19 protein-coding genes and 1 pseudogene are annotated in these 24,429 nt (G+C 36.7%); 14 read left to right on the forward strand and 6 right to left on the reverse strand.

What is annotated here, in order from left to right:
• Positions 1-9: 9 nt before the first annotated feature.
• The 3 genes and pseudogenes from ON15_RS09565 to ON15_RS09575 all read right to left on the reverse strand — a co-directional run bounded on the left by ON15_RS09565 (position 10) and on the right by ON15_RS09575 (position 4,583).
• Positions 10-1,780 (reverse strand): annotated as a pseudogene (locus ON15_RS09565) (glycoside hydrolase family 13 protein).
• A 16-nt stretch (positions 1,781-1,796) separates the two neighbouring features.
• Complete coding sequence (locus ON15_RS09570) at positions 1,797-3,467, reverse strand: alpha-glucosidase (protein WP_010581271.1); 1,671 nt, start codon at positions 3,465-3,467, stop codon at positions 1,797-1,799.
• Positions 3,468-3,635: 168 nt separating this feature from the next.
• A complete protein-coding gene (locus tag ON15_RS09575) occupies positions 3,636-4,583 on the reverse strand; it encodes a LacI family DNA-binding transcriptional regulator (protein ID WP_010581272.1) in 948 nt (315 codons plus the stop codon).
• Between the two features lie 154 nt (positions 4,584-4,737).
• Between ON15_RS09575 and ON15_RS09580 the strand changes: the two genes are divergently transcribed.
• Entirely contained in the window at positions 4,738-6,642 is a 1,905-nt protein-coding gene (locus ON15_RS09580) for a M13 family metallopeptidase (RefSeq protein WP_010581273.1), read from the forward strand.
• Between the two features lie 173 nt (positions 6,643-6,815).
• On the opposite strand, the gene ON15_RS09585 is transcribed toward ON15_RS09580, so the two are convergent.
• The 3 genes from ON15_RS09585 to rpmH form a co-directional block, all read right to left on the reverse strand.
• Positions 6,816-7,646, reverse strand: a complete 831-nt coding sequence (locus ON15_RS09585) for a membrane protein insertase YidC (RefSeq protein ID WP_010581274.1) — start codon at positions 7,644-7,646, stop codon at positions 6,816-6,818.
• A gap of 16 nt (positions 7,647-7,662) precedes the next feature.
• On the reverse strand, positions 7,663-8,013 hold the full coding sequence (gene rnpA / locus ON15_RS09590; RefSeq protein ID WP_010581275.1) for a ribonuclease P protein component: 351 nt from the start codon (positions 8,011-8,013) through the stop codon (positions 7,663-7,665).
• 65 nt (positions 8,014-8,078) lie between these two features.
• Positions 8,079-8,213 carry a 50S ribosomal protein L34 gene (gene rpmH / locus ON15_RS09595; RefSeq protein WP_010581276.1) on the reverse strand — a complete coding sequence of 45 codons (135 nt, stop codon included), beginning with the start codon at positions 8,211-8,213 and terminating at the stop codon, positions 8,079-8,081.
• Between the two features lie 492 nt (positions 8,214-8,705).
• On the opposite strand from rpmH, the gene dnaA reads away from it, so the two are divergent.
• The 13 genes from dnaA to ON15_RS09660 all read left to right on the forward strand — a co-directional run bounded on the left by dnaA (position 8,706) and on the right by ON15_RS09660 (position 24,399).
• Complete coding sequence (gene dnaA, locus ON15_RS09600) at positions 8,706-10,073, forward strand: chromosomal replication initiator protein DnaA (protein WP_010581277.1); 1,368 nt, start codon at positions 8,706-8,708, stop codon at positions 10,071-10,073.
• Between the two features lie 165 nt (positions 10,074-10,238).
• Positions 10,239-11,375: a DNA polymerase III subunit beta gene (gene dnaN, locus ON15_RS09605; RefSeq protein WP_010581278.1), complete on the forward strand. Its 1,137-nt coding sequence runs from the start codon at positions 10,239-10,241 to the stop codon at positions 11,373-11,375.
• 238 nt (positions 11,376-11,613) lie between these two features.
• Entirely contained in the window at positions 11,614-11,856 is a 243-nt protein-coding gene (gene yaaA / locus ON15_RS09610; protein ID WP_412768440.1) for a S4 domain-containing protein YaaA, read from the forward strand.
• Positions 11,856-13,001: a DNA replication/repair protein RecF gene (recF, locus tag ON15_RS09615; protein ID WP_010581280.1), complete on the forward strand. Its 1,146-nt coding sequence runs from the start codon at positions 11,856-11,858 to the stop codon at positions 12,999-13,001. Before yaaA ends, recF begins: the two co-directional genes overlap by 1 nt.
• Positions 12,998-14,950, forward strand: coding sequence for a DNA topoisomerase (ATP-hydrolyzing) subunit B (gene gyrB, locus ON15_RS09620; protein ID WP_010581281.1), 1,953 nt, complete (start codon positions 12,998-13,000; stop codon positions 14,948-14,950). The genes recF and gyrB overlap by 4 nt, the downstream gene beginning before the upstream one ends.
• 54 nt (positions 14,951-15,004) lie before the next feature.
• The gene (gene gyrA, locus ON15_RS09625; RefSeq protein WP_010581282.1) at positions 15,005-17,479 is read left to right on the forward strand and encodes a DNA gyrase subunit A; all 2,475 of its coding nucleotides are present in this window, start codon (positions 15,005-15,007) and stop codon (positions 17,477-17,479) included.
• Between the two features lie 179 nt (positions 17,480-17,658).
• On the forward strand, positions 17,659-17,946 hold the full coding sequence (rpsF, locus tag ON15_RS09630) for a 30S ribosomal protein S6 (RefSeq protein WP_010581283.1): 288 nt from the start codon (positions 17,659-17,661) through the stop codon (positions 17,944-17,946).
• A gap of 28 nt (positions 17,947-17,974) precedes the next feature.
• Positions 17,975-18,514: a single-stranded DNA-binding protein gene (gene ssb, locus ON15_RS09635; protein ID WP_010581284.1), complete on the forward strand. Its 540-nt coding sequence runs from the start codon at positions 17,975-17,977 to the stop codon at positions 18,512-18,514.
• Between the two features lie 33 nt (positions 18,515-18,547).
• Positions 18,548-18,784, forward strand: coding sequence for a 30S ribosomal protein S18 (gene rpsR / locus ON15_RS09640; RefSeq protein WP_010581285.1), 237 nt, complete (start codon positions 18,548-18,550; stop codon positions 18,782-18,784).
• Positions 18,785-18,958: 174 nt separating this feature from the next.
• The gene (locus ON15_RS09645) at positions 18,959-20,965 is read left to right on the forward strand and encodes a DHH family phosphoesterase (RefSeq protein WP_010581286.1); all 2,007 of its coding nucleotides are present in this window, start codon (positions 18,959-18,961) and stop codon (positions 20,963-20,965) included.
• 34 nt (positions 20,966-20,999) lie between these two features.
• Positions 21,000-21,452 (forward strand): 50S ribosomal protein L9, encoded by a 453-nt coding sequence (gene rplI / locus ON15_RS09650; RefSeq protein WP_010581287.1) that lies wholly within the window; start codon positions 21,000-21,002, stop codon positions 21,450-21,452.
• Positions 21,453-21,495: 43 nt separating this feature from the next.
• Entirely contained in the window at positions 21,496-22,875 is a 1,380-nt protein-coding gene (gene dnaB, locus ON15_RS09655) for a replicative DNA helicase (protein ID WP_010581288.1), read from the forward strand.
• 231 nt (positions 22,876-23,106) lie between these two features.
• Positions 23,107-24,399, forward strand: a complete 1,293-nt coding sequence (locus ON15_RS09660) for an adenylosuccinate synthase (RefSeq protein WP_010581289.1) — start codon at positions 23,107-23,109, stop codon at positions 24,397-24,399.
• The last annotated feature ends 30 nt before the right edge of the window (positions 24,400-24,429 follow it).

A 24,429-nucleotide genomic window follows, 5' to 3' on the forward strand; every position in this document is an offset into this window, starting at 1 on the left:
ATTAAATTGCTATTTTAAGATCATAAATCCTTCAGCTTTTAAAACCTTTGTCGTTTGCTCCCACCCCTGACTAAATAACAGCTGACCTTTAGTTTGGGGAAGTAACTGTTGTTGCTGACTATGATTAAAAATGGCCGTAATTTGTTGTTCTTTCCATTTCCGCTGTAAAATAATCAACCCCGTCTGATCATCAACTAATTTCCAGATTAACTGACCTTGGCTTAAAACGGCTGCGTAATTTCTTCTAAAGTGAACTAATTGTCTAACAAATTGCAACATTTGCCGATTTTGTTTAGCTGTATCCCAAATCATGCAAGCTCGACAACCAGGATCATAACCGCCAGCCATTCCAACTTCGGTACCATAGTAAAGGCAAGGGGCACCAATTTGCATAAACATAAAAGTCAAAATTTGCTTTTGTAGTCGCTGATCTCCTTGACATAAGGTCAGTAAGCGAGCCGTATCATGAGTGTCCATTGCGTTAAACATGACTTCATTTGTTTGTCGTCGATAAAGCATTAATTGTTCATTTAAGGCTGAAACCATTTCACTAGCCGTTAAAGTTTTTTTAACTAAAACATTCACTAATCAATTCGGTAAACGGATAATTCATCGCCGCATCAAATTCATGACTGCTCAACCATTCCTGTGCTGAATGCCAAACTTCTCCCAAAACATAAAAATCTGGTTTTAATGCGTGAGTTGCCTGATAAAATCTACGCCAAAAATGATGATCGATTTCATTAGCAACATCCAAGCGCCAAGCATCAATATCGAATTGTTTGATCCAATAAGTCGCAATTTCCAGTAAGAAATCTTGAACTTGCGGATTAGCTGTATTCAATTTAGGCATATGCGGTGTATTGGCAAAAACATCATAAGTAATATTTTTGGCCAATTCATTATTAGCAGTTTTTTCATAAGAAACTGGGAACTTTCTGATGTGAAACCAATCAGCAAAACGTGATTCTTTCCCCTTTTGAATCACATCCTGCCACTGCATCGAGGTATCTCCCAAATGATTAAAAACTGCATCTAACATGACGCGAATTCCTCGAGCATGAGCCTCATCAACTAACTTCTTGAAAGTTGCTTTATCACCAAAGGCTGGATCAATCGCTAAATAATCAATTGTATCGTATTTATGATTTGAGTGAGCATAAAAAATTGGGCATAAATATAAGCCATTGATTCCTAAATCCTTTAGATAATCAAGATGTTCAATAATGCCTTGCAAGTCGCCACCAAAAAAGTTAGTCGACGTTGGTTCAGCACTATCCCATGGTAAAGTTCCCTTCGGATCATTTGCCTTATTCCCATTAGCAAAACGTTCTGGAAAGATTTGATACCAAACAGTTTCTTTGACCCAAACTGGTGGATTAATCCGATCAATTTCATGAAAATATGGCATCCGAAAAGCTGCTAGATTATCAATTGCTGCTTGACTGTATGAACAAATATGCCGATCGTCATAAAAAGCTTCCTCACCATCTCGACCATACACATGAAAAGCATACTGCAAGCGCCGAAGTGGCATAGAAACGCTCGCTTGCCAATAATCATGCGTTTTGGTTGTAGCAATTACTTTCATTTCTTTTATTTGGTAATCCCAGCTGCCTTGAGCTTTTTCATTAACTTTCATTCCATAAGGATCACCATAAAGCAATTCAACTTTTTGTACATCATCATGCTTCGTGCGGAGACGAATATGAAAATCATTCTTAGTATATAAATAGGCCATTTCACTATCTGGACGATGATATAAAGCTGATTTTTCCATCTAACAAATTCCTCCTTTAATCGACCTTAATAACTAGACTGCCATAAGCTGAAAGCGTAATTAGGTCCTGAGTAAGTGTTATTCGACCATTTTGCAGCAAAATGTCATCAGCCGACCGCTGCAACTGATATTGCTGAGCTCGATAAGTTAAATTACAAATCACTATGGCCGTCTGACCCTTAAGCATCCGACGATAAACGTATAAGTCATCACTCGTATTTTCCAAAATGAACCTTCCGTCAGTAAACAGAGGTTCTTTTTTCAATTTTAGTAACCGTCGATAATATTGTAAGACACTTTGATTATTGACTAATTCATCATGAACATTAACTGCTGTATTTTGCCCAAGATTCCATGGCTTAACATCTGAAAAGCCGCCATACCTACTAGCATCCCACTGCATTACTCCACGTGCAGCCATCTTATGGCTGCGGCAGATCATCTCTAAAGCTTTTTTAGCAGACATTTGCTGATCGATTGCTGCCTGCCAAGCTTTTTTTGCTTGTTCATCGTGAACTTCATCAATTTGATTATAGCTTAAATTTTGCATGCCAATTTCCTCACCATAATAAATGCAAGGAATCCCACGCTGTAAATACATTAAAGTTGCCAACATTTTGGCAACCGTTGACTGACTGCGATAATTAGTTCCAACTTTTTCCAAGATCCGTGGCAGATCATGATTATTCCAATATAAAGTTAAATAGCTGATGCTTTCCAAGTGTTTTTGCCAAGTTGCCATTACCTCTTTCAAATGTCCAAAATCTAACGGTAGCGGTTGCAAATCGCTTGGCAACCGTTTATCAGCGTGCTCCGTTAACGACTCAAAATAACGAAAAGTTACGACTGTATCACAGAGTTCATCCTGTGGATCAGTATAAGCGGCAGTTAAATCTATATCAGCACTGGCTGCTTCGCCTAAAATTAATAAGTCTGGTTTGATCAAGCGTAATTGATGCACGAACTCTCGCAAGTAAGTTCTGACTTGTGGCAAGTTAGCATAAAATGGCTCAGCAATTATTGACTCTTTTTTTCCATGCGCTGGGAAATCTTGGCTAAAATCGGCTTTAGCTAAGTGAATAAATGCATCCAATCGAAACCCATCCACTCCATGATCTAACCAAAATTTAGCAATGTTTACCATCGCTTGACGGACCTCAGGACATTTCCAATTTAAATCCGGCATTCTTTTATCAAATAAATGAAAATAATAATTATCTGGCTGGCATGGATCTGCTTCCCAAACACTACCACCAAAAAATGAGGCCCAGTTGTTGGGCAAACGTCCATTTTGACCTTTAGCCCATAAATAATACTCTCGATAGATGCTTTTGGGATTCTTGATTGCATCTTGAAACCATGGATGTTGATCAGAAGTATGATTCAAAACCAAATCTAAAATAAGCTTTAATTTTCGCTGATGAGCGGCTTTGATCAATTGATCAAACTCCTCGATCGTTCCCATTTTATTATCAATCGCATAGTAATTAGAAATATCATAACCATTGTCAACTTGTGGTGAAACAAAGATGGGATTCAACCATAAAGTATTAACTCCTAAATCTTTCAAGTAATCTAATTTATTGATAATTCCTCGTAAATCACCAATCCCATCATGATTAGCATCCATAAAGCTTTTAGGATAGATTTGATAAATGATTGCATTTTTGTAATCTGCACGTACCATTTTTTCACCCCTTTTTATCTTCTTAAGTCTAAAATAGAGAAAACCTAGTCGCAAAACAAGCTAGTTTGATCTGTTACCGCTATCAAAATAAAAGAGACTGAATAAAAAATCTCCTCAGTCTCTTAAACATTTATTTTGAAAATCATTTTTCCTGCCAAGGATAAGTAACTATCTAGTCGTTTCACGGGCAACTAAAGTCGGAACAAAAAGTCTTTCACCTTGCGGGGCACCAACTTGTTCAATCTTTCGCAGCACCATTTTGGCGCAAGCCTCACCCATTTTAGTCACATCCTGGCGAATCGTTGTCAAGCGTGGATCAGCTACTTGATCTAAAAAAACACCATCATGACCAATAATTCCATATTCTTCAGGAACCTTCCCTTGCTGCTTCATTACAGCTCGTTCAACTCCTAAGGCAAGCCGATCACTGGCACAAACAAAACCAGTATTGCCTGGAAATTTCCTCCAATTTTTGCCAATTATTTTTTCAGCTGAATGTGAATGATTACTGACGCGGATAATTTGCGGTGTTTTTTGAACCTGTTGCATTACTTGTAGATAACCCGCTTCGCGCGAATATTCAAATGGCTCATTCAAATCGATCCCAATAAAAATGATTTGCTGATAATCACGATCCAGCATATATTTTGTTGCCATTTTTATTCCCTTTTGATTATCAGTATCAATGAAATCATAGCCATAGTGATTTTCACCAAATAAAACAACCGGTTTTTCTAAGCGACCAATCCATTCATAATCTTGATCACGCATTCCAGTAATAATATAACCATCACAACCGCCAATATCAAAATTATGCTGAGTCACAAGTTGCAAAGAATATTGCCTTTTTTCTAATTCGCGAGCAATTCCCGTCAATAAAGACATATAATATGGTTCGACTGTCGACATTTCTTCTAAAATGAAAAGTTTAATGATTTGCGTTCGATTTCTTGCTAAGGCTTTTGCAGCTACATTGGGACGATAATTCAACTCTTTCATTGCTTTGAAAACTAGTAATTTCAATTCATCTGTCACTTGTTCTGGATGATTGATCACCCTGGAAACGGTCATTTTCGAAACATTTGCTTTTTTGGCAACATCTGATAAAGTAACCAATTTGGATCGCCCCTTTAGCACGAATTTTCTATTCTTTATCATAGCAAAATTATTAAAGTCAAACTAGTTAATTTGTTTATCCCCTTGATGCTTTTATCTGGTACACTTTTGAATTACAATAGTTTTTATACAAAACGAAAAGAGGTTGCAAACTTTGAGTAAATCAACAATTAATATTTCCTTAATCAAAGATGATTTATACCAAGCAGTTAATGGAGCTTGGCTGAAAACCGCCAAAATTCCCGCCGATAAACCAGTTACTGGTGGCTTTGCTGACTTAGCTGACACAATTGAAAAAACTTTAATGGCTGATTTTAAAAAACTCCAACCAACTACGGTCACTGATCCATATTTAGCTGAGTTTTTAAAATTCTACCAATTAGCTGCTAATTTTAAAAAGCGTAATCAACTGGGTTTTGAGCCAGTTCGCGTTTATGCTGAAAGAATTTTAAAGCTTAAAGATCTTAAAGACTGGCAAGCTCAGTTAGGTGATCTAACCTTTGCTGGTTACCCAATTCCATTCCCACTTTACGTTGAACCAGACATGAAGAACACTTCCCAGTATGCTTTAATGGCTGATGTTCCTAGCCTGATTTTGCCTGACAAAACCTATTATCAAAAAGGAAACCCAGCTGCTGCTGCTTTATTAAAAATTTACCAGCAAATGCTACATGAAGTCTTAAAACTAGCTGGTTATGATGACGCGCTGATCAATAAGGTCACCACCGAAACATTAGCTTTTGATCAATTGCTTGTACCACATGTGAAAGACAGCACCGAACGAGCAGATTACGTTAAAGCTTATAACAAGTATTCTCTGGAAGACTTTGCTGCCAGCAGTTCAAATATTGATTTGAAACACTATATCCAATCCTTGATTGGGACTTTGCCTGATCAAGTAATTGTTACTGAACCCCAATATTATGCTGCTTTAAATCAACTGATCACCGCCGAAAACTTTGAAAAAATCCGTAGTTGGATCTTTGTCAAAACCGTTTTAAACAGTACCGGATTCTTATCTGATCAGTTACGGATCATTGGTGGTCAATACCACCGAGCAATTTCCGGTAGCAAAGAACCGATGAAGCCGCAAAAAAGTGCTTATTATCTAGCTACTTCTCAATTTGACCAAGTCGTTGGCCTCTATTATGCACACAAATATTTTGGTGCCCAAGCTAAAACTGATGTTACTGACATGGTTCAGAAAATGGTGGCTGTCTATAAAAAAAGGTTGGCAAGTAATAATTGGTTAAGTCAAGCAACTAGAGATAAAGCTATCCTTAAGCTTGACAAGTTGGGAATTCAAGTTGGTTATCCAGAAAAACTAGCTGAGTTATATAAAAAGTTCAAGGTTAAAGGCAACTCTTTAGTTGAAAATGTGTTGCGTTTTGAGCAAATTGCTAATCATGATCATTATGCAAAATGGGGCAAACCGGTTGATCGTACTCGTTGGGAGATGAGTGCGCATACGGTAAATGCCTACTATAATCCTTCCTACAACATTATTGTCTTTCCAGCAGCTATCTTGCAAGCTCCATTTTATAGTCTTGATCAAAGTGCCAGTGAGAACTTTGGTGGAATTGGTGCCGTCATTGCACATGAAATTTCTCATGCTTTTGATAACAATGGTGCTCACTTTGATGAATATGGTAATCTGCATAATTGGTGGACCAAGGAAGACTTGGCTCATTTTAAAAAATTAGCTCAGCAAATGATTGCAGAATTTGATGGATTAAAGACCCCAGCGGGAAAAGTTAATGGTAAATTGGTTGTTTCCGAAAACATCGCTGATGCTGGCGGTTTAAGTTGCGCCCTTGAAGCTGCTAAAAGCGAGCCCGCTCCTGATCTGAGAGCCTTTTTCATCAACTGGGCTCGTGTTTGGTGCATGAAATCTTCACTAGAACGGCAAAAACTTCTATTGAATATTGATGTCCATGCTCCCAATGAATTACGGGCTAATGTTCAGCCTAAAAACTTGGCTGATTTCTATCAAACATTTAAAATTCAGCCGAGCGATGGAATGTATCTACCACCAGAAAAGCGAGTTAATATCTGGTAATTAACCTGAATTTAATTAGTCTTTAGCAGAAAACTTCTTAACTGTATCGCTGAGTAATTGATAAATTGAAAAAGCCGTTGGAACTTGAAGATAATTCCAACGGCTTTTTTATTTAGAATGAATTTCTATTTTCAACTATATTAAAATTTAAATCAATGATTGAATTCCATTAACTATTTTTTCTTGCTTTTCAAAGCTCGACGTTTTGCTTTAGCTAATGTTCTTTGCTTTTTCTTTGCTAATTGCTGTTTTTCTTGCCGCTCACGATTGATTTTGAACGGATTATTGAACATCAATGTCTGTAAAACGGAAAAAGCATTGGTAATCACCCAATAAAGCGACAAAGCAGCCGGAAAGTTGATTGCCATAATTAAAATCATTACTGGCATTCCAAGCGTCATTGCTGTACTCATCCCGTTTTGTTCTGGCTGTGACATCATACTCAATTTTGAAGTAGCATAAGTAAAGATTGCCGCTATAATTGGTAAAATAAAATATGGATCTTTATCTCCCAACTGCATCCACAAAAAAGATCCAGTCTTCAAAACTGGTGAACGAAAAATTGCTTGATACAAAGCATAAAGAATCGGCATTTGAACTATTAATGGCAAACAACCGGCAACTGGATTGACACCGGCTTCAGCATACAACTTTTGCTGTTCTTCCCGCAATTTGTTCTGTGTTTCTAAGTCTTTAGCAGAATACTTCTGCTGCAATGCCTTTAGTTGCGGTTGAATATCCATCGTTTTGCGCATACTTTTGGTTTGGTAAAAGAATAAGGGTAACAAAATTGCTCGAACTGCAATCGTAAAGAAAATTATTCCCCAACCGTAATTGCCATGAATACTCAAAAATTGAATTGCTCGAATAAAACTCCAAACAATATAATGATCCCAAAAACCAGTACTATTTTGCGTAACAGCCGAATTGCTGCAACCTGAAAGCACAATAATCAGCGATAAGGTGCTGAGAATCAATAATAAGCGTTTTATTTTTTTATTCACAGAATCAAACCTCTCTTTAAGCGCTTCGATGTGGCAGCAATTGCGCTAAACGTAAAACATGCACTAGATGCTGTTTAACAACAGTCATTGATTGTCCCGCAATCGTCGGCCGAGCAATCACGATAAAATCACAATTTTGTTTCAATTGTGGTTTTAATTCCGTCAAGCTTTGTCTGATTCGTCTTTTTACCCAATTACGAGCAACAGCATTCCCAATCTTTTTGCCAACTGAAATTCCAACTCGAAAATGGGGTTGACTTGATTTTTCTAAAACATAGACCACAAATTGGCGATTAGCAAAAGACTTGCCATTTTCAAAAACCCGTTGAAAATCTCTTTCACTTTTAACACGGTATGATTTTCGCATAATCCATCTCCAAATACCGGTTGTTACAACCCTCAAAAAATAAAAGACCACTGACGGTCAGTGGTCTATGCAGACAAAACTTTTCTGCCCTTGCGGCGTCGACGTGCTAAAACTTTGCGACCGTTGCTTGTACTCATTCGTTTACGAAACCCATGAACTCTTTGACGATGACGTTTTTTTGGTTGATACGTTCTCTTCATTATAGTAACACCTCCTGTAACTACAAACTTAACAAATAGAATTCAATCTTTACTTGATCAAATTGTCAAGCCACACAATACTTATTGATGATATCACAAATCAGCTTATTTTTAAAGTTTTTTTTTGGCTATACCACGAAAATTTATCCACAGTTCTCTAATGCTACATTACTTTTTTGTGGATTAGTTGTTAGCTGTGGAAAACTATCAACTTAATCTTTAACTGACTTTTACACATTTCAACAGCCTGTTTTTAACTTATCCACAAAGAAATTTTCACCTGTTGATAAGTTCTAAAAAAGCTGTCATGTCAGGTTTTTTAACTCACATGAGACTTGTGGAAAACTTAAAAACCAAACATAATTTTTAATTGTGAACAACACGGTGGAAAACTTGCTAACAAGTTAGTGAGTAACTCAAATTAGTTTTCCACAGGTGTGGAAAACTATGCTAAAATAACAAGTGAACTTTTATCAAAAGGGGGGATCCTAAATGCCTGATCTTGAAACACTATGGCAATTCATTTGTGATGAGTTTAAGAGCAAGCTATCATCTATCAGTTACAATACTTGGATTAAAGCTGCCAAGCCAATCAGTTTTAGCCAAAAAAGACTTGTCATTGAAGTCCCAACAGCTCTTCATAAAGATTATTGGAAAGCTAACTTGAGTCAGCAAGTAATTTCAATGATCAAAAATAGCATCAATCAAACAATTAAAGTTTTTGTCAAGTTGCCGAATGAACCAGATCCACTAAAAGCCGAACCAACTTGGGTTGCTAATTCACCTGCTGAGCAGACGACGGCAATTACTGAAAAACGTCGTCCTACTTTTATGCGCGAAACAAAGTTAAACGATAAATATACTTTTGATACTTTCGTAATTGGTAAGGGTAATCAAATGGCTCATGCAGCAGCTTTAGTTGTCGCCGAAGAGCCTGGGGCATTATATAATCCACTATTTTTCTTCGGGGGGGTTGGTCTAGGAAAGACCCATTTAATGCAAGCAATTGGCCACCAAATGTTAACCAATAATCCTCAAGCAAAAGTTAAATATGTTACTAGTGAAGCATTTGCCAATGATTTTATCAATTCAATTCAAACAAAACGTCAAGAAGAGTTTCGTCAAGAATATCGGAGCGTTGATCTGCTGCTCGTTGATGATATCCAATTTTTTGCTGATAAAGAAGGAACGCAAGAGGAATTTTTCCATACTTTTAATACACTTTATGATGATAAAAAACAAATTGTATTGACTTCTGACCGTTTGCCAAATGAAATTCCTAAGTTGCAAAAACGTCTTGTCTCACGTTTTAAATGGGGACTTTCAGTTGATATCACACCACCAGACCTGGAAACGAGAATTGCTATCCTTCGCAGCAAAGCTGATGCTGATCGTTTAGCAATTCCTGATGATACACTAAGCTATATTGCTGGTCAGATTGACTCAAACATTAGGGAATTAGAAGGTGCACTTGCTCGCGTTCAGGCTTACGCATCTTTATTGCATTCTCCAATTACAACCAGCTTAGCAGCCGATGCATTAAAAAACCTTAAACTAAATGGCAAATCAAGTGAACTCTCAATTGCTGTTATTCAAGATAAAGTAGCTAAATATTTTCATTTGTCAATCAGTGAACTGAAAGGTAAGAAACGGGTCAAAAATATTGTGATTCCAAGACAAATTGCTATGTATTTAGCTCGGGAATTAACAGATGCTTCATTGCCAAAAATCGGGAACGAATTTGGTGGGAAAGATCACACAACAGTAATCCATGCTCATGAAAAAATTTCTGAAATGTTGGAATCTGATAGTACACTTCAACGATCAATTGCCGATTTAAAAAGCGAGCTAAAAAGATAGCCTTGTGGAAATTGTGGATTTCTTTCAAGCTTATCCACAAGATATGCACAAGTGGATAAGTTAAAGAACTGCTGGTTTTTTCAAACTTATCCACATAATCCACATCATCTACTACTATTACTAAAAAACATTATTAATTAAGATAATTTAATTAGGAGGTACAGTATGAAATTTTCAATAAAAAGAACAGCTTTTATCCAGCGGCTAACTAATGTTCAACGAACAATTGCCAGTAAAACAACTATTCCAATTTTAACTGGTATTAAATTAACACTCACCAATGAAAAATTAATTCTAACCGGTAGCGATTCTGATATTTCAATTGAAGCTGCAATTATTAAATCAGATGATAATGCACAATTAGAGATTGAAGAGACAGGTGCTACGGTACTACCGGCTAGATTTTTTAGCGAAATTATCAAAAAACTTCCCGGTGATACTTTTTCATTAAACACTTTTGAAAATCAACAAACTCAAATTTTAGCTGGAAAATCCATTTTTAAAGTAAATGGTATTTCAGCTGAAGAATATCCTCATTTACCAGAAATTGAAATTTCTCAAAAAATTACCCTAGCAGCAGATTTGCTAAAAAAAGTTATTAATCAAACTGTGATTGCAGCATCAAATCAAGAAAGTCGGCCAATTTTGACAGGAGTGCACTTAACAATTTATCAAGGACAGTTAACGGCCGTTGCCACCGATAGTCATCGTTTAAGCCAACGCAAAATTCCATTAGATATTAATGACTTAAATTATGATGTTATTGTTCCAAGTCGCTCTTTAATTGAGTTAGCACGAATGTTACCAGATAGTTCGGAAAAAGTTGAATTGCGAATTTCAGAAAATCAAATGTTATGCTTTTTTGATCAAACTGTTTTTTATTCACGACTTTTAGAGGGAAATTATCCAGATACTGCTCAATTGATCCCCAATAATTCCGAAACAGAGCTTGAGGTTAACGCCAATGATTTTTTAGCGGCAATTGATCGAGCATCATTGTTATCACATGAAGGAAACTACAATATAGTTAAGTTAACTCTTGATCCAAAGCAACAGTTAGCAAAAATTTATGGGAATTCACCGGAAGTTGGAACAATTAATGAAGTTTTGAATTTTGAAAGTCTGACCGGTAAGTCATTGGAAATTTCTTTTAACCCAGATTACATGAAAGACGCATTACATTCTTTTGGTCAAACAACTGTTAAAATTAATTTCACTCAGCCTTTAAGACCATTTACGCTAACTCCAAGTGAGAATCAAAGCAATTTTATCCAATTAATTACGCCAGTTAGAACTTTTTAATAACAATTCATCAATAATCAAGAAGCGATGACTATCATCGCTTCTTTTTAACTTGAGCTTTAAAATTTGAGTTACCTAGGTTAAAAACGATTTTTCGGTGATTTGAGCAATTTTAGCCGAGAGTAAATAAAACATATTATAGTTGTTTAAAAGCTCTTAAAAACGATTTAGAGGCGATATAGAATTGCCATTCAGGTTTATAAAGGTTATAATTATTGTGAGGACGGTTAAAAGGTGGGTGAAAAATTTGAATCAAACTGTGAAATTAACAGCTCCTTACATTACGTTAGGACAGCTGTTAAAAAAATTAGCTATTGTTAGTTCTGGAGGACAAGCAAAATGGTATTTGAGAGATCATCAGGTTTTATTAAATGGTCAACCAGAACAACGCCGTGGAAAGAAGCTTTATCCAGCTGATCACATCCAAATTGTGGGAATTGGAACGATTATACTGGCAATGGCTGAAACAGATCAGAAATAATGTATTTAAAAAAATTAAAACTAAAAGATTTTAGAAATTATTCGCAAGTTGAATTAAATTTTTCACCAGCCACGAATATTTTAATCGGTGAGAATGCCCAAGGGAAAACTAATCTGTTGGAGTCAATTTATGTTTTAGCAATGGCGCGGAGTCAACGGACAAATAATGATCATGAATTGATGCGAATGGGTAAAAATTCAGCAATTATTCAAGGAAGCCTTGCTAACCGTTTAGGGACAACTAAACTGGAAATTGATTTAAATCTTAAGGGAAAAAAGGCTAAAGTTAATCAATTGGAGCAGGCCAAGCTGTCTCAATATATTGGGAAGATGAACATAATTTTATTTGCCCCAGAAGATCTTTCCTTGGTTAAGGGCTCGCCAATTGTCAGACGAAAATTCATCGATATGGAATTTGGCCAGATCGATAGTCATTACTTATATGATCTTAGTCAATATAAAATAATTTTACGGCAACGCAATCGTTACTTGAAACAGCTGCAGCAAAAAAAAGTCAATGATTTATTACTGTTAGATGTACTTTCTGATCAATTAGCAGCTTTTGGAGCAGAATTAATTGTCAAACGAACAAAATTTTTAAAAGATTTAAGTAAATTTGCTAATCAATTGCAGCTTGAAATTACCCATCAACGAGAAAAGTTAGCTTTGGAATATCTTTCAAAGATTACTTTACCAGCAGCAAATGACAGTCCAGAGCAACTTTATCAAGTTTTAAAAAAGCAGTATACAACCCATCGTGATAAAGAAATATTTCAAGGGAATACCTTGTATGGTCCCCATCGTGATGATTTCAAATTTATTGTGAATGAACAAAATGTTCAGCTTTATGGCTCACAAGGACAGCAGCGAACAGCAGCTTTAGCCGTTAAATTGGCTGAAGTAAATCTTATGAAAAATCGAATTGGTGAGTACCCCATACTTTTATTAGATGATGTTTTATCAGAATTAGATGGCAAGCGCCAGACTAACCTACTACGAGCTTTTCAACAAAAAGTTCAAATATTTTTAACAACTCCTAGTTTAAATGATATTACACGACAATTGATTAAAGATCCAAAAGTATTTAGGATTCAACAAGGAAAAGTAGTAGTTGAGCAAGAAAATCAGGGAGGAAAACAAGGTTGACAGATAAGGAAAAACAAGTATTAGCAAAAGAAAAAAAGGCTCAGGAATATGATGCTAGTCAAATCCAGGTATTAGAAGGACTAGAAGCTGTTAGAAAACGTCCGGGGATGTATATTGGCTCAACTAGTTCTCAAGGATTACATCATTTAGTTTGGGAAATTATTGATAATGGAATCGATGAAGCTCTGGCAGGTTTTGCTGATGAAATTAATGTAATTGTTGAATCAGATAATAGCATCACTGTTAAAGACAATGGACGTGGAATTCCAGTTGATATTCAGCCTAAAACTGGCCGTCCAGCATTAGAAACTGTTTTTACTATTTTACATGCTGGTGGCAAATTTGGCGGTGGTGGCTATAAAGTTTCTGGTGGCTTGCATGGGGTTGGAGCCTCAGTTGTAAATGCTTTATCAACGGAACTAGATGTTAAGGTTAAGCGGAATAGTAAAATTTATGCAATGGACTTTAAACGTGGCAAGGTAAACCATGAAATGCAGATCATTGGCGATTGTGGTGAACATGAACATGGAACAATTGTTCATTTCTTACCGGATCCAGATATTTTTACTGAAACTACAACTTATGATATTAATATTTTGACAACTAGGATTCGAGAATTGGCTTTCTTAAATAAAGGCCTGCGCATCACGATTAAAGATTTACGGTCTGAAAAACCGACTCTGCAACAGTTTCATTATGAAGGTGGCATTCGACATTACGTTGAATTTTTAAATAAAAACAAAGAAGCTTTGTTCCCGGAACCAGTCTACGTTGAAGGTGAACAAAATGGAATCACGGTTGAGGTATCCTTGCAATATACCAATGATTTTCATTCAAATTTGCTAACTTTTGCTAATAATATTCATACCTATGAAGGCGGAACGCACGAAGCTGGTTTTAAGACGGCCTTAACTCGTGTGATCAATGATTATGCTAAAAAAAACAAATTACTCAAGGATTCAGATGACAATTTGTCTGGTGAAGATGTTCGTGAAGGCATGACAGCAGTTGTCAGCATTAAACATCCAGATCCGCAATTTGAAGGTCAAACAAAAACTAAATTAGGAAATTCAGATGCAAGGACGGTCACGGACCACTTGTTTTCAGAACATTTTTCTAAATTTATGCTGGAGAATCCAGCAGTTGCTAGAAAAATTGTTGATAAGGGAATTTTAGCTTCTAAAGCACGGGTAGCTGCAAAACGAGCTCGTGAAGTCACTCGTAAGAAAAATGGACTTGAAATTAGTAATTTGCCTGGCAAACTAGCTGATAATACTAGTAAAGATCCAAGTATTTCAGAATTATTCATTGTCGAGGGTGATTCTGCTGGTGGATCAGCCAAGCAGGGCCGTTCACGCTTAACCCAAGCAATTTTGCCAATTCGTGGGAAAATTTTGAATGTTGAAAAAGCAACCTTGGACCGAATTTTGGCTAATGAGGAAATTCGGTCGTTATTTACGGCACTAGGAACCGGCTTTGGCGAGGATTTTGACATTGATAAGGCTAATTATCATAAATTGATCATTATGACTGATGCGGATGTTGATGGAGCACATATTAGAACTTTATTGTTGACTTTGTTTTATCGTTTTATGAGGCCAATGATTGATCATGGTTATGTTTACATTGCTCAACCACCTTTATATCAAGTACGGCAAGGAAAAATGATTAAGTATATTGATACTGATGAAGAACTAGACGAAGTAGTTGGTCAATTGTCACCCGCTCCCAAGCCGGTTATTCAGCGTTATAAAGGTTTAGGCGAAATGGATGCTGAACAGTTATGGGAAACAACAATGGATCCTGAAAATCGTCGTCTGCTTCAGGTTGAACTCTCAGATGCAGAAGAAGCTAATGAGGTTTTTGAAATGTTGATGGGAGATAAAGTTGAGCCACGACGAGAATTTATTGAAAAGAACGCGACCTTTGTTGAAAACTTGGATGTTTGATATTTCCCAGGAAATATCAAATTAGGTGAATAATTAATTTGGGAGGTAAAAAACTTGGTAGATTTGCCAAATCGAATTAAGCAAGCTGATTTGTCAGGAATTATGCGCAAATCATTCTTGGATTATGCGATGAGTGTCATCGTAGCAAGAGCATTACCAGATGTTAGAGATGGGTTAAAACCAGTTCATCGCCGGATCTTATACGGCATGAATGAGTTAGGGGTAACTCCTGATAAACCTTACAAAAAGTCTGCTCGGATTGTTGGGGATGTTATGGGAAAATTTCATCCGCATGGCGACTCAGCAATTTATGAGTCAATGGTTCGGATGGCACAGAATTTCAGTTATCGTTATATGTTGGTTGATGGTCATGGAAATTTTGGCTCAGTTGATGGCGATAGTGCTGCGGCAATGCGTTATACGGAAGCACGAATGAGTAAAATTGCAACTGAGATGTTGCGGGATATCAATAAGGATACGATTGATTTTGAACCAAATTATGATGGTACTGAACGTGAACCAGTAGTTTTGCCTGCTCGTTTTCCTAATTTGCTAGTTAATGGAGCAACCGGAATTGCAGTTGGAATGACAACCAATATCCCGCCACATAATTTGACAGAGGTAATTTCTGGAATTCATATTTTAATGAAAAACCCAGATGCTACGATAGCTGATCTAATGGAAGCCATTAAGGGACCTGATTTTCCAACTGGTGGAATAGTGATGGGTAAATCAGGAATTCGGAAGGCTTATGAAACAGGAAAAGGAACTGTTATTTTAAGAGCTAAGGTTGAAATTGAGAGTCAAAAAAATGGACGCGAACAGATTATTGTCCATGAATTGCCATACATGGTAAATAAAGCTAATTTGATCAAACGGATTGCTGAATTAGCTCGTGAGAAAAAAATTGATGGCATTACTGATATTCATGATGAATCTGACCGTGAAGGAATGCGTATTACAATTGACATTCGACGGGATGTTAGTGCCTCAGTAGTCTTAAATAATCTTTATAAGTTAACCTTAATGCAGACAACTTTCAATTTTAATATGTTGGCGATTGTTAATGGCACTCCGCGGATTCTAAATATAAAACAAATTTTGCAGTATTACTTGAAGCATCAAGAAGAAGTTATTCGGCGGCGAACAGCTTTTGATTTACGTAAAGCGCAAGCGCGAGCGCATATTTTAGAAGGCTTGCGAATTGCTTTAGATCATATTGATGAAATTATCAATATTATTCGCAGTTCACAAAGTGGAGAAATTGCAAAGTCAAAATTGATTGATAATTATGGCCTTTCTGATAAACAAGCTCAGGCGATTCTTGATATGCGTTTAGTGCGGTTGACCGGTTTGGAACGTGAAAAAATTGAAGATGAGTATCAGGACCTGTTAGTAAAAATTGCTGATTATCAAGATATTCTGGCTCATAATGAACGAATTGATAAAATTATTTATCAAGAGTTATTGGAGATTCAAGCTAGATATGGTGATGAACGCCGGACTGAATTAATGGTTGGAGAAGTCTTAAGTATTGAAGACGAAGACTTGATTGAAGAAGAAAATGTAGTGGTTGTTTTGACACATAACGGGTATATTAAACGCTTGCCAATTAGTGAATTTAAAACACAGCATCGTGGTGGTCGTGGCATTCAGGGAATGGGAGTTCATGATGATGACTTTATTGAACACTTGATTAGTACCTCAACTCATGATGAATTACTGTTCTTTACGAATTTAGGAAAAGTATATCGGATGAAAGGTTATGAGATACCCGAATATAGCAGAACAGCTAAGGGGATTCCAATTATTAATTTACTGGGAATTGAACCAAAAGAAAAAGTTCAAACGGTGATCAATGTTTCCCGGGAAATCAAGGTGAAAAAATGTTTTCTTTTCTTCACAACCAAGTACGGTGTCGTAAAACGAACACTAGTTACTGAGTTTTCAAATATTCGAAAGAATGGTTTAAAGGCGATCACGTTAAAAGATGACGATGAATTAATCAGTGTTTTGATCACTAATGATCAGCGCAAGTTAATTATTGGAACACATTTAGGCTACGCCGTTAGTTTTGCGGAAACAGCTGTTAGAGCAATGGGACGCACAGCCAGTGGGGTTCGTGGAATCAGATTACGTGAAAATGATTATGTGGTTGGTGCCGCGATTCTTGATCCTGAGAGTAATGTCTTTATTATTAGTGAAAAAGGTTACGGGAAGCAAACACCAGCAATTGAGTATCCGATTAAAGGTCGAGGCGGCAAGGGAATCAAAACGGCAAATATTACGAAAAAAAATGGGCCTTTAGTTGGTTTAACAACAGTCAAGGGTGATGAGGACATTATGCTGATCACTGACAAAGGCGTGATGATCCGTTTTAATATTCAAAGCGTTTCAACTACAGGTCGAGCAACATTAGGCGTACATTTGATCAAAGTTGCAGCTGATGCATCAGTTGCAACAATGGCAAAAGTAGCAGCAGAAACTGAAAATGAGGATTTATCAACTAAGGATGATAATGAAAATTAACAGGTCGTGAGATTTTGCGTAATTAATAATAGCTGAATGTTAAACTGTAGCTTGCAAATTGAAGATTAAAATGTTAAAATCAGGGATTGTTAGTATCTAACTAGAAATAGCTTTAGATTACTTTCCTTGTTCTTAATAAAAGTTAAGGACCATTAGTCCATAAGGAGGTGCAAACAGTCGTGAAATATGAAATTACTTATATTATCAGCCCAGCAATTGATGAAGCTGCCAAAGCGGAATTAGTTGAAAAATTTGATAACGTTTTGAAAGATAATGGGGCTGAAGTAATCGATTCAAAAGACTGGTCTAAGCGTCGTTTTGCCTATGAAATCGGTGGCTTTACAGAAGGCATTTACCATATTGTTAATGTCAAAGCTCAAGATGCTAAAGCAATCGTCGAATTTGATCGTCTTGCCAAGTTCAGTGATAGCATTCTGCGTCATATGATCGTTAAACGTGAAGCATAATGATTTATTTAAAAGGAGGAGCTGAACTTTGATTAATCGTGCAGTATTAGTTGGTCGATTAACTCGTGATCCTGATTTGAAATATACAGCGAGTGGGGCAGCAGTTGCAAGCTTTACTTTAGCTGTTAACCGTCAGTTTACTAATCGTCAGGGTGAACGAGAAGCGGATTTTATTAATTGTGTAATTTGGCGTAAGCCAGCTGAAAATTTTGCTAATTTTACGCATAAGGGTTCACTTGTTGGTATAGATGGACGAATTCAAACCCGATCTTATGAAAATCAACAAGGAACGAGAGTTTATGTTACTGAAATCGTAGTCGATAACTTTTCATTGTTGGAGTCTAAATTACAGTCTGAACAATATCGTCAACAACATGCTGGCGATCAAAGCTTCAATCCTGCAGCAAATAGTTCTTCAAACGCAAATAATAATGGATTTACGGGCAATCAAGCAACTAAAAGTCCAAATCCAAGCAAACAGAATCAGCAAGTAAAGAATAACTCGGGTGATCCATTTGCTGATAGTGGTCAACAAATTGATATTTCCGATGATGACTTGCCATTTTAATTGAATAAGAAGTTAAAGGAGGGAATTTGACTGATGGTACAACAACGCAGAGGTGGTCGGCGTCGTCGCAAGGTCGATTTTATTGCAGCCAACCATATTGAATATATTGACTATAAAGATACTGATTTGTTGAAACGATTTGTTTCTGAACGTGGAAAGATTTTGCCACGCCGAGTAACCGGGACAAGTGCTAAAAATCAGCGTCGTTTGACGGTAGCAATCAAACGTGCACGTGTGATGGGGCTGCTGCCATTTGTAGCAGAAGATTAGTTAAAACGACTGATATTAGGAATTATTGTGATCTATTAGTTAGGTCCAATCCTAGTATCAGTTGTTTTTTGTTTATAAGTTTATTGAGAATTAAATTGTGTTAAAATAAATGCAAATAGCTTTTTTTCAAAGCTGAATTAAACTACAAATGTATTTTCAATTGTGAGGAAAAAAATGAAACAATTATTCTCAAAAAGTTTTTGGCATCTGCCGGCATTTATGAAAAATGGTCAGTTACGACTGATTGCAATCTTTCTTTTGGGCTTGGCAAGCGTCTGTGAAATCATGGCTTTTTTAGTAAATCCGATTTTGGGATCAGTATTGCTGATTTTAGTTTGTTTAACAATTGGCGCTTCTTTTTTAACTTTAAAAGAAATTACTGAGGATACTAATGAATACATTTCTGATCTTTCTTATCGAATAAAACGTGGTGAACAAGAAGCGTTGATCAAAATGCCAATTGGTATTTTGTTTTTTAATGACCAGACTGAAGCAGAATGGATCAATCCCTATTTACAAAAGTATTTTGGCAAGCGTGAGGTTTTAGGCAAAAAGCTAAAAGATATCGATCCACAATTAGCAAAGTTGATTGAACAGCATTTTGAAGAGAAAAAACCGGTTGAAGTTAAATGGGGTAAACGGTATTTTCAATTATTGATTCAAAAAGAAATTCATGCAGCCTATTTAATGGATATTTCTCAGTATGCTGAAATTAAACAGCATGATTTGGAAACAGATGCGGTTTTAGGCCAAATCTTTTTGGATAATTATGACGAAGTTACCCAATCGATGAATGATAAAGAAATTTCAGATTTAAGTAATTATGTGACTAATGAATTAGCAAATTGGGCCCGAAAGTATAAGATGTTTTTAAAACGGATTGATGATGATCATTTCTTTATCTTGGCATATTCCAAAGCTTTGCAACAACTTGAACAGGAAAAGTTCAAGATTTTGGATCGAATTCGGGAGCGAACTTCAAAGCAGAACTTCCCATTGACCTTAAGTTTTGGAATTGCTTATGGTGATGATAATTTAGCGCTTTTGGCACAGACCGCTCAAAGCAATCTGGATTTGGCTTTAGGCCGGGGTGGTGATCAGGTAGTTGTTAAATCACCTGATGGACAAGCTAGATTTTACGGTGGCAAGACTAATCCGATGGAAAAAAGAACACGAGTCAGGGCAAGAATGATTTCTCAAGCATTGCAGGAGCTGATTAATCAAGCGGATCAAGTTTTTGTGATGGGACATCAACGTTCTGATATGGATTCAATGGGAGCTTGCTTAGGAATCAGGAGAATCAGCAAGATGAATCACAAGGATTGTTGGATCATTATGGATCAAGCAACACCTCATTCAGATATTTTGCGTTTGATGCAAGAATTAGAGCAGTATCCGGAAATTAAGGGTAGCATTATTACTTCAGCTGAAGCAATTGAAAAAGCTAATCCGCAAAGTTTGCTGATCATGGTGGACCACTCTAAACCGTCAATTTCAATTAGCCCAGAACTCTATCAAAAAATGGTTAATCGGGTGATGGTAATTGATCATCATCGACGTGGGGAGGAGTTTCCTGAAAACCCCGTATTGGTCTATATTGAACCATATGCATCATCGACTTGTGAATTAATCACTGAAATGCTGGAATATCAATCGCGTGATAGTGAGCCAATTAATAAAATTGAAGCGACAGCAATGTTAACGGGAATTATTATTGACACTAAGTCATTTTCACTACGAACCGGGACACGGACTTTTGATGCGGCTAGTTATTTGCGTTCTGTAGGTGCGGATTTGACGATGACACATCATTTTATGAAAGAAAACGTTCAGAGTTTTATGCAGCGGAATCACTTGATCGATCGGTTAGAATTTTTAGGTGATCGATTAGCGTTATGCGCCGGCGAGCCTGATCGAGTTTATGACCCAGTTACTGCAGCTCAAGCGGCCGATGCTTTGTTAAATATTAGCGGTGTAGAGGCATCTTTTGTGATTACCAAACGTCAAGATGGAAAAATAGGAATCTCAGCGCGCAGCAATGGTCAAGAAAATGTTCAAGTCATTATGGAAGAATTAGGCGGTGGCGGTCATTTATCAAATGCAGCGACACAGCTGACAGACATGACGGTTGCTCAAGCACGAAAACAGTTATTAGAAGTTTTAAAAAAAGATCAAAAATAAAAGGATGACGATCCTTACAGGGAGGAATTATTCGATGAAAGTAATTTTTTTGCAGGATGTTAGAGGTAAAGGAAAACGAGGAGAAGTTAAGGAACTTTCCGATGGGTTTGCTAATTTTTTAATTAAAGCTAATAAGGTAAAGCCTGCAACTGCTCAAGCTATGAGCCAATTAAGAGGGCAAAAACGGGCAGAAGAAAAACGGGACGCTGAAGAATTAGCTGCCGCGAAAAAAATGAAAGAAGCACTTGAATCTGGCGAAATGATTGTTGAATTGCAAGCTAAAGCGGGAACTGATGGTCGATTGTTTGGTTCAATCACCAGCAAACAAGTTGCTCAAGCCTTGGAAAAGCAACATGGTTTGAAAGTTGACAAACGAAAGATGGAATTGAATGAACCAATTCGGTCATTGGGATATACCAATGTACCAGCGCGATTGCATCCTAAAGTAACTGCCAAAATCAGAGTTCATGTTGCAGAAAAAAAATAAGGATATTTTTAGACAGGATTGATTAATTTGAAAGGTGATTTAAATGGCTAAGGATCTGTCAATGGATCGACTACCTCCACAAAACATTGAAGCTGAACAGGCCGTTCTAGGGTCTGCTTTTTTAAGTGCTGATGCTTTAATTGAAGCAATGCAATATGTGAATGCCGATGATTTTTACCGGCGTGCGCATCAAATTATCTTTCAAACTATGACGGACTTAAATGATCAAGATAAAGCAATCGATGTTATAACGGTTAATAATCGGCTGACAGAACAAAACTTGTTGGATGATGTTGGCGGTGTTAGTTATATTGCAGAGCTAGCAGCGGCAGTTCCAACGGCGGCTAATGTTAGTTATTATGCCAAGATTGTTAAAGAAAAAGCTATCTTGCGGCGACTGATTGCAACTGCAACCAATATTGTTACTCAAGCTTATAATGAAGATGAAAACGTTGATGATTTGTTGGATGATGCAGAACGACAAGTTATGGATGTTTCAGAGCAAAAAAACAATAGCGGATTTCGACCAATTAAAGATGTTTTGACAGTAGCAATTAATGATGCTGAACGCCTTTATCAGCAAAAGGAAGATATCACTGGATTGCCAACTGGTTATCATGATTTAGATAAAATGACTGCTGGACTGCAACCAGACAATTTGATTATCATTGCAGCGCGGCCGGCAGTTGGTAAAACAGCCTTTGCTTTGAATATTGCACAAAATGTTGGTACTAAAACAGATAAGACTGTTGCAATTTTTTCTTTGGAAATGAGTGCGGAATCTTTAGTTAATCGAATGTTATGTGCAGAGGGAAGTGTTAATGCTAATCATTTGCGAACAGGTCAACTTAGTCCAGATGAATGGAAAAATTTAATTGTGGCCATGGGGTCCTTATCACAAACGTCAATTTTTATTGATGACACGCCTGGAATTAAGATGTCTGAAATTCGTGCTAAATGTCGACGACTAGCCAGAGACCAAAAAAACTTGGGGTTGATTGTAGTTGATTATTTGCAGCTAATCGAAGGTACAAATAAGGAAAATCGTCAGCAAGAAGTTTCAGAGATTTCACGACAATTAAAAAAACTGGCCAAAGAATTATCGGTTCCAGTAATTGCGTTGTCTCAGCTGTCGCGTGGTGTGGAACAGCGGCAGGATAAACGACCAGTTTTATCGGATATTCGTGAGTCTGGTTCGATTGAACAAGATGCAGATATTGTTGCTTTCTTATATCGAGATGATTATTATGAGCGAAATGATGACGATCAAACTGCTAAAAAGGATGAGGATACTCAAGATGTTGGTGAAGTTGAAGTTATTATTGAAAAAAATCGTTCTGGTCCTCGGGGAACAGTTAAGTTGTTATTTGTAAAATCATATAATAAATTTTCATCAATTGCCTATGTCCCAGAAAACAAATAAAAAGCAGGGACAACTTTATTGAAATGTTGGCTTAACGATTAACAGGCAAAACATTCAGTAGAAGTTGGTACCTGTTTTTTATTGCAATAAAATAGTTCGTAATCTTTTCTTTCTAATTATAGAAAAAATATTAATATTCGGAATTTACTTGAATTTTAAGGCTTTGATTGTTACAATTATCGAGGTTAGTGATTTTTAAAAGAAAGGCAAATTAATAATGAGGTGAAGTTAATGTCATCAGTTGTAGTTGTTGGCAGCCAGTGGGGCGATGAAGGAAAAGGCAAAATTACGGATTTTTTGAGCCAAAATGCTGAAGTAATCGCTCGCTATTCAGGTGGAGATAATGCAGGACATACAATCGTTTTTAATGGTGAGACATTTAAATTAAGGTTGATTCCATCTGGAATTTTTTATCATGATAAGCTATGTGTTATTGGAAATGGTGTTGTTTTGAATCCAAAGTCTTTAGTTGAAGAGTTGGAATATCTTAATAAACGTGGTGTTCCAACTGATAATCTAAGAATTTCTGATCGAGCACATGTCATTTTACCGTACCATATTCTATTTGATGGACTTCAAGAAAAAGCTAAGAAAGAAAATAAAATCGGAACCACCAATAAAGGAATCGGACCGGCTTATATGGATAAAGCTGAACGAATTGGGATTCGCATTGCTGATTTATTGGATAAAGAAGTTTTTGAAGATAAATTAAGCAGGAATCTTGAAGAAAAAAATCGGGAATTGGTTGGTTTTTATAATTACGCACCACTAAAATTTGAAGACATTTTTGAACCATATTATAATTATGGACAAAGATTTAAAGATTATGTTACTGATACCTCAGTTGTTTTAAACGATGCTTTGGATAGTGGCAAACGCGTATTGTTTGAAGGAGCACAAGGAGTAATGCTGGATATTGATCAGGGAACTTATCCATTTGTAACGTCTTCTAATCCAGTAGCAGGTGGAGTTACAATTGGAAGTGGAGTTGGACCTTCGAAGATCAACAAAGTAGTAGGTGTCTGCAAGGCCTATACTTCTCGTGTAGGAGATGGACCATTTCCAACAGAATTAAACAATGCAACTGGTGATTTTATTCGTGAGGCAGGCCATGAATATGGGACGGTTACTCATCGACCACGACGGATCGGCTGGTTTGATAGTGTAGTTTTGCGTCATGCTAAACGAGTTTCAGGGATAACCAATCTATGTTTGAATTGTGTCGATGTTTTGACGGGTTTAAATGAAATAAAGATCTGTGTAGCTTATGATTTAAATGGTAAACGGATCTATCATTATCCAGCAAGCCTTAAGCAACTGAGTCAATGCACGCCAATTTATGAAACCTTGCCAGGTTGGAAAGAAGATATTACGCATTGTAAACGTTTGGAAGATTTGCCGCAGAATGCTCGTGATTATATCCATCGAATTCAAGAATTAGTTGGAGTAAAGATTTCCACCTTCTCTGTTGGCCCAGATCGGAATCAGACTAATGTGCTAGACAATGTGTGGGCACAAGTTTAAAGAAGTAAGTAAGAATTTTTTATTTTTTAA

This window comes from Liquorilactobacillus vini DSM 20605 (assembly GCF_000255495.1).
GTDB lineage: Bacteria > Bacillota > Bacilli > Lactobacillales > Lactobacillaceae > Liquorilactobacillus > Liquorilactobacillus vini.

Bases quoted from the DNA above. Each gene is read 5' to 3' on its own strand.
- rplI (WP_010581287.1), top strand. From the start codon at position 21,000: ATGAAAGTAATTTTTTTGCAGGATGTTAGAGGTAAAGGAAAACGAGGA.
- dnaN (WP_010581278.1), top strand. From the start codon at position 10,239: ATGAAATTTTCAATAAAAAGAACAGCTTTTATCCAGCGGCTAACTAAT.
- ON15_RS09660 (WP_010581289.1), top strand. From the start codon at position 23,107: ATGTCATCAGTTGTAGTTGTTGGCAGCCAGTGGGGCGATGAAGGAAAA.
- dnaA (WP_010581277.1), top strand. From the start codon at position 8,706: ATGCCTGATCTTGAAACACTATGGCAATTCATTTGTGATGAGTTTAAG.
- ON15_RS09570 (WP_010581271.1), bottom strand. From the start codon at position 3,467: ATGGTACGTGCAGATTACAAAAATGCAATCATTTATCAAATCTATCCT.
- ON15_RS09645 (WP_010581286.1), top strand. From the start codon at position 18,959: ATGAAACAATTATTCTCAAAAAGTTTTTGGCATCTGCCGGCATTTATG.
- rnpA (WP_010581275.1), bottom strand. From the start codon at position 8,013: ATGCGAAAATCATACCGTGTTAAAAGTGAAAGAGATTTTCAACGGGTT.
- dnaB (WP_010581288.1), top strand. From the start codon at position 21,496: ATGGCTAAGGATCTGTCAATGGATCGACTACCTCCACAAAACATTGAA.
- recF (WP_010581280.1), top strand. From the start codon at position 11,856: ATGTATTTAAAAAAATTAAAACTAAAAGATTTTAGAAATTATTCGCAA.
- rpmH (WP_010581276.1), bottom strand. From the start codon at position 8,213: ATGAAGAGAACGTATCAACCAAAAAAACGTCATCGTCAAAGAGTTCAT.
- rpsR (WP_010581285.1), top strand. From the start codon at position 18,548: ATGGTACAACAACGCAGAGGTGGTCGGCGTCGTCGCAAGGTCGATTTT.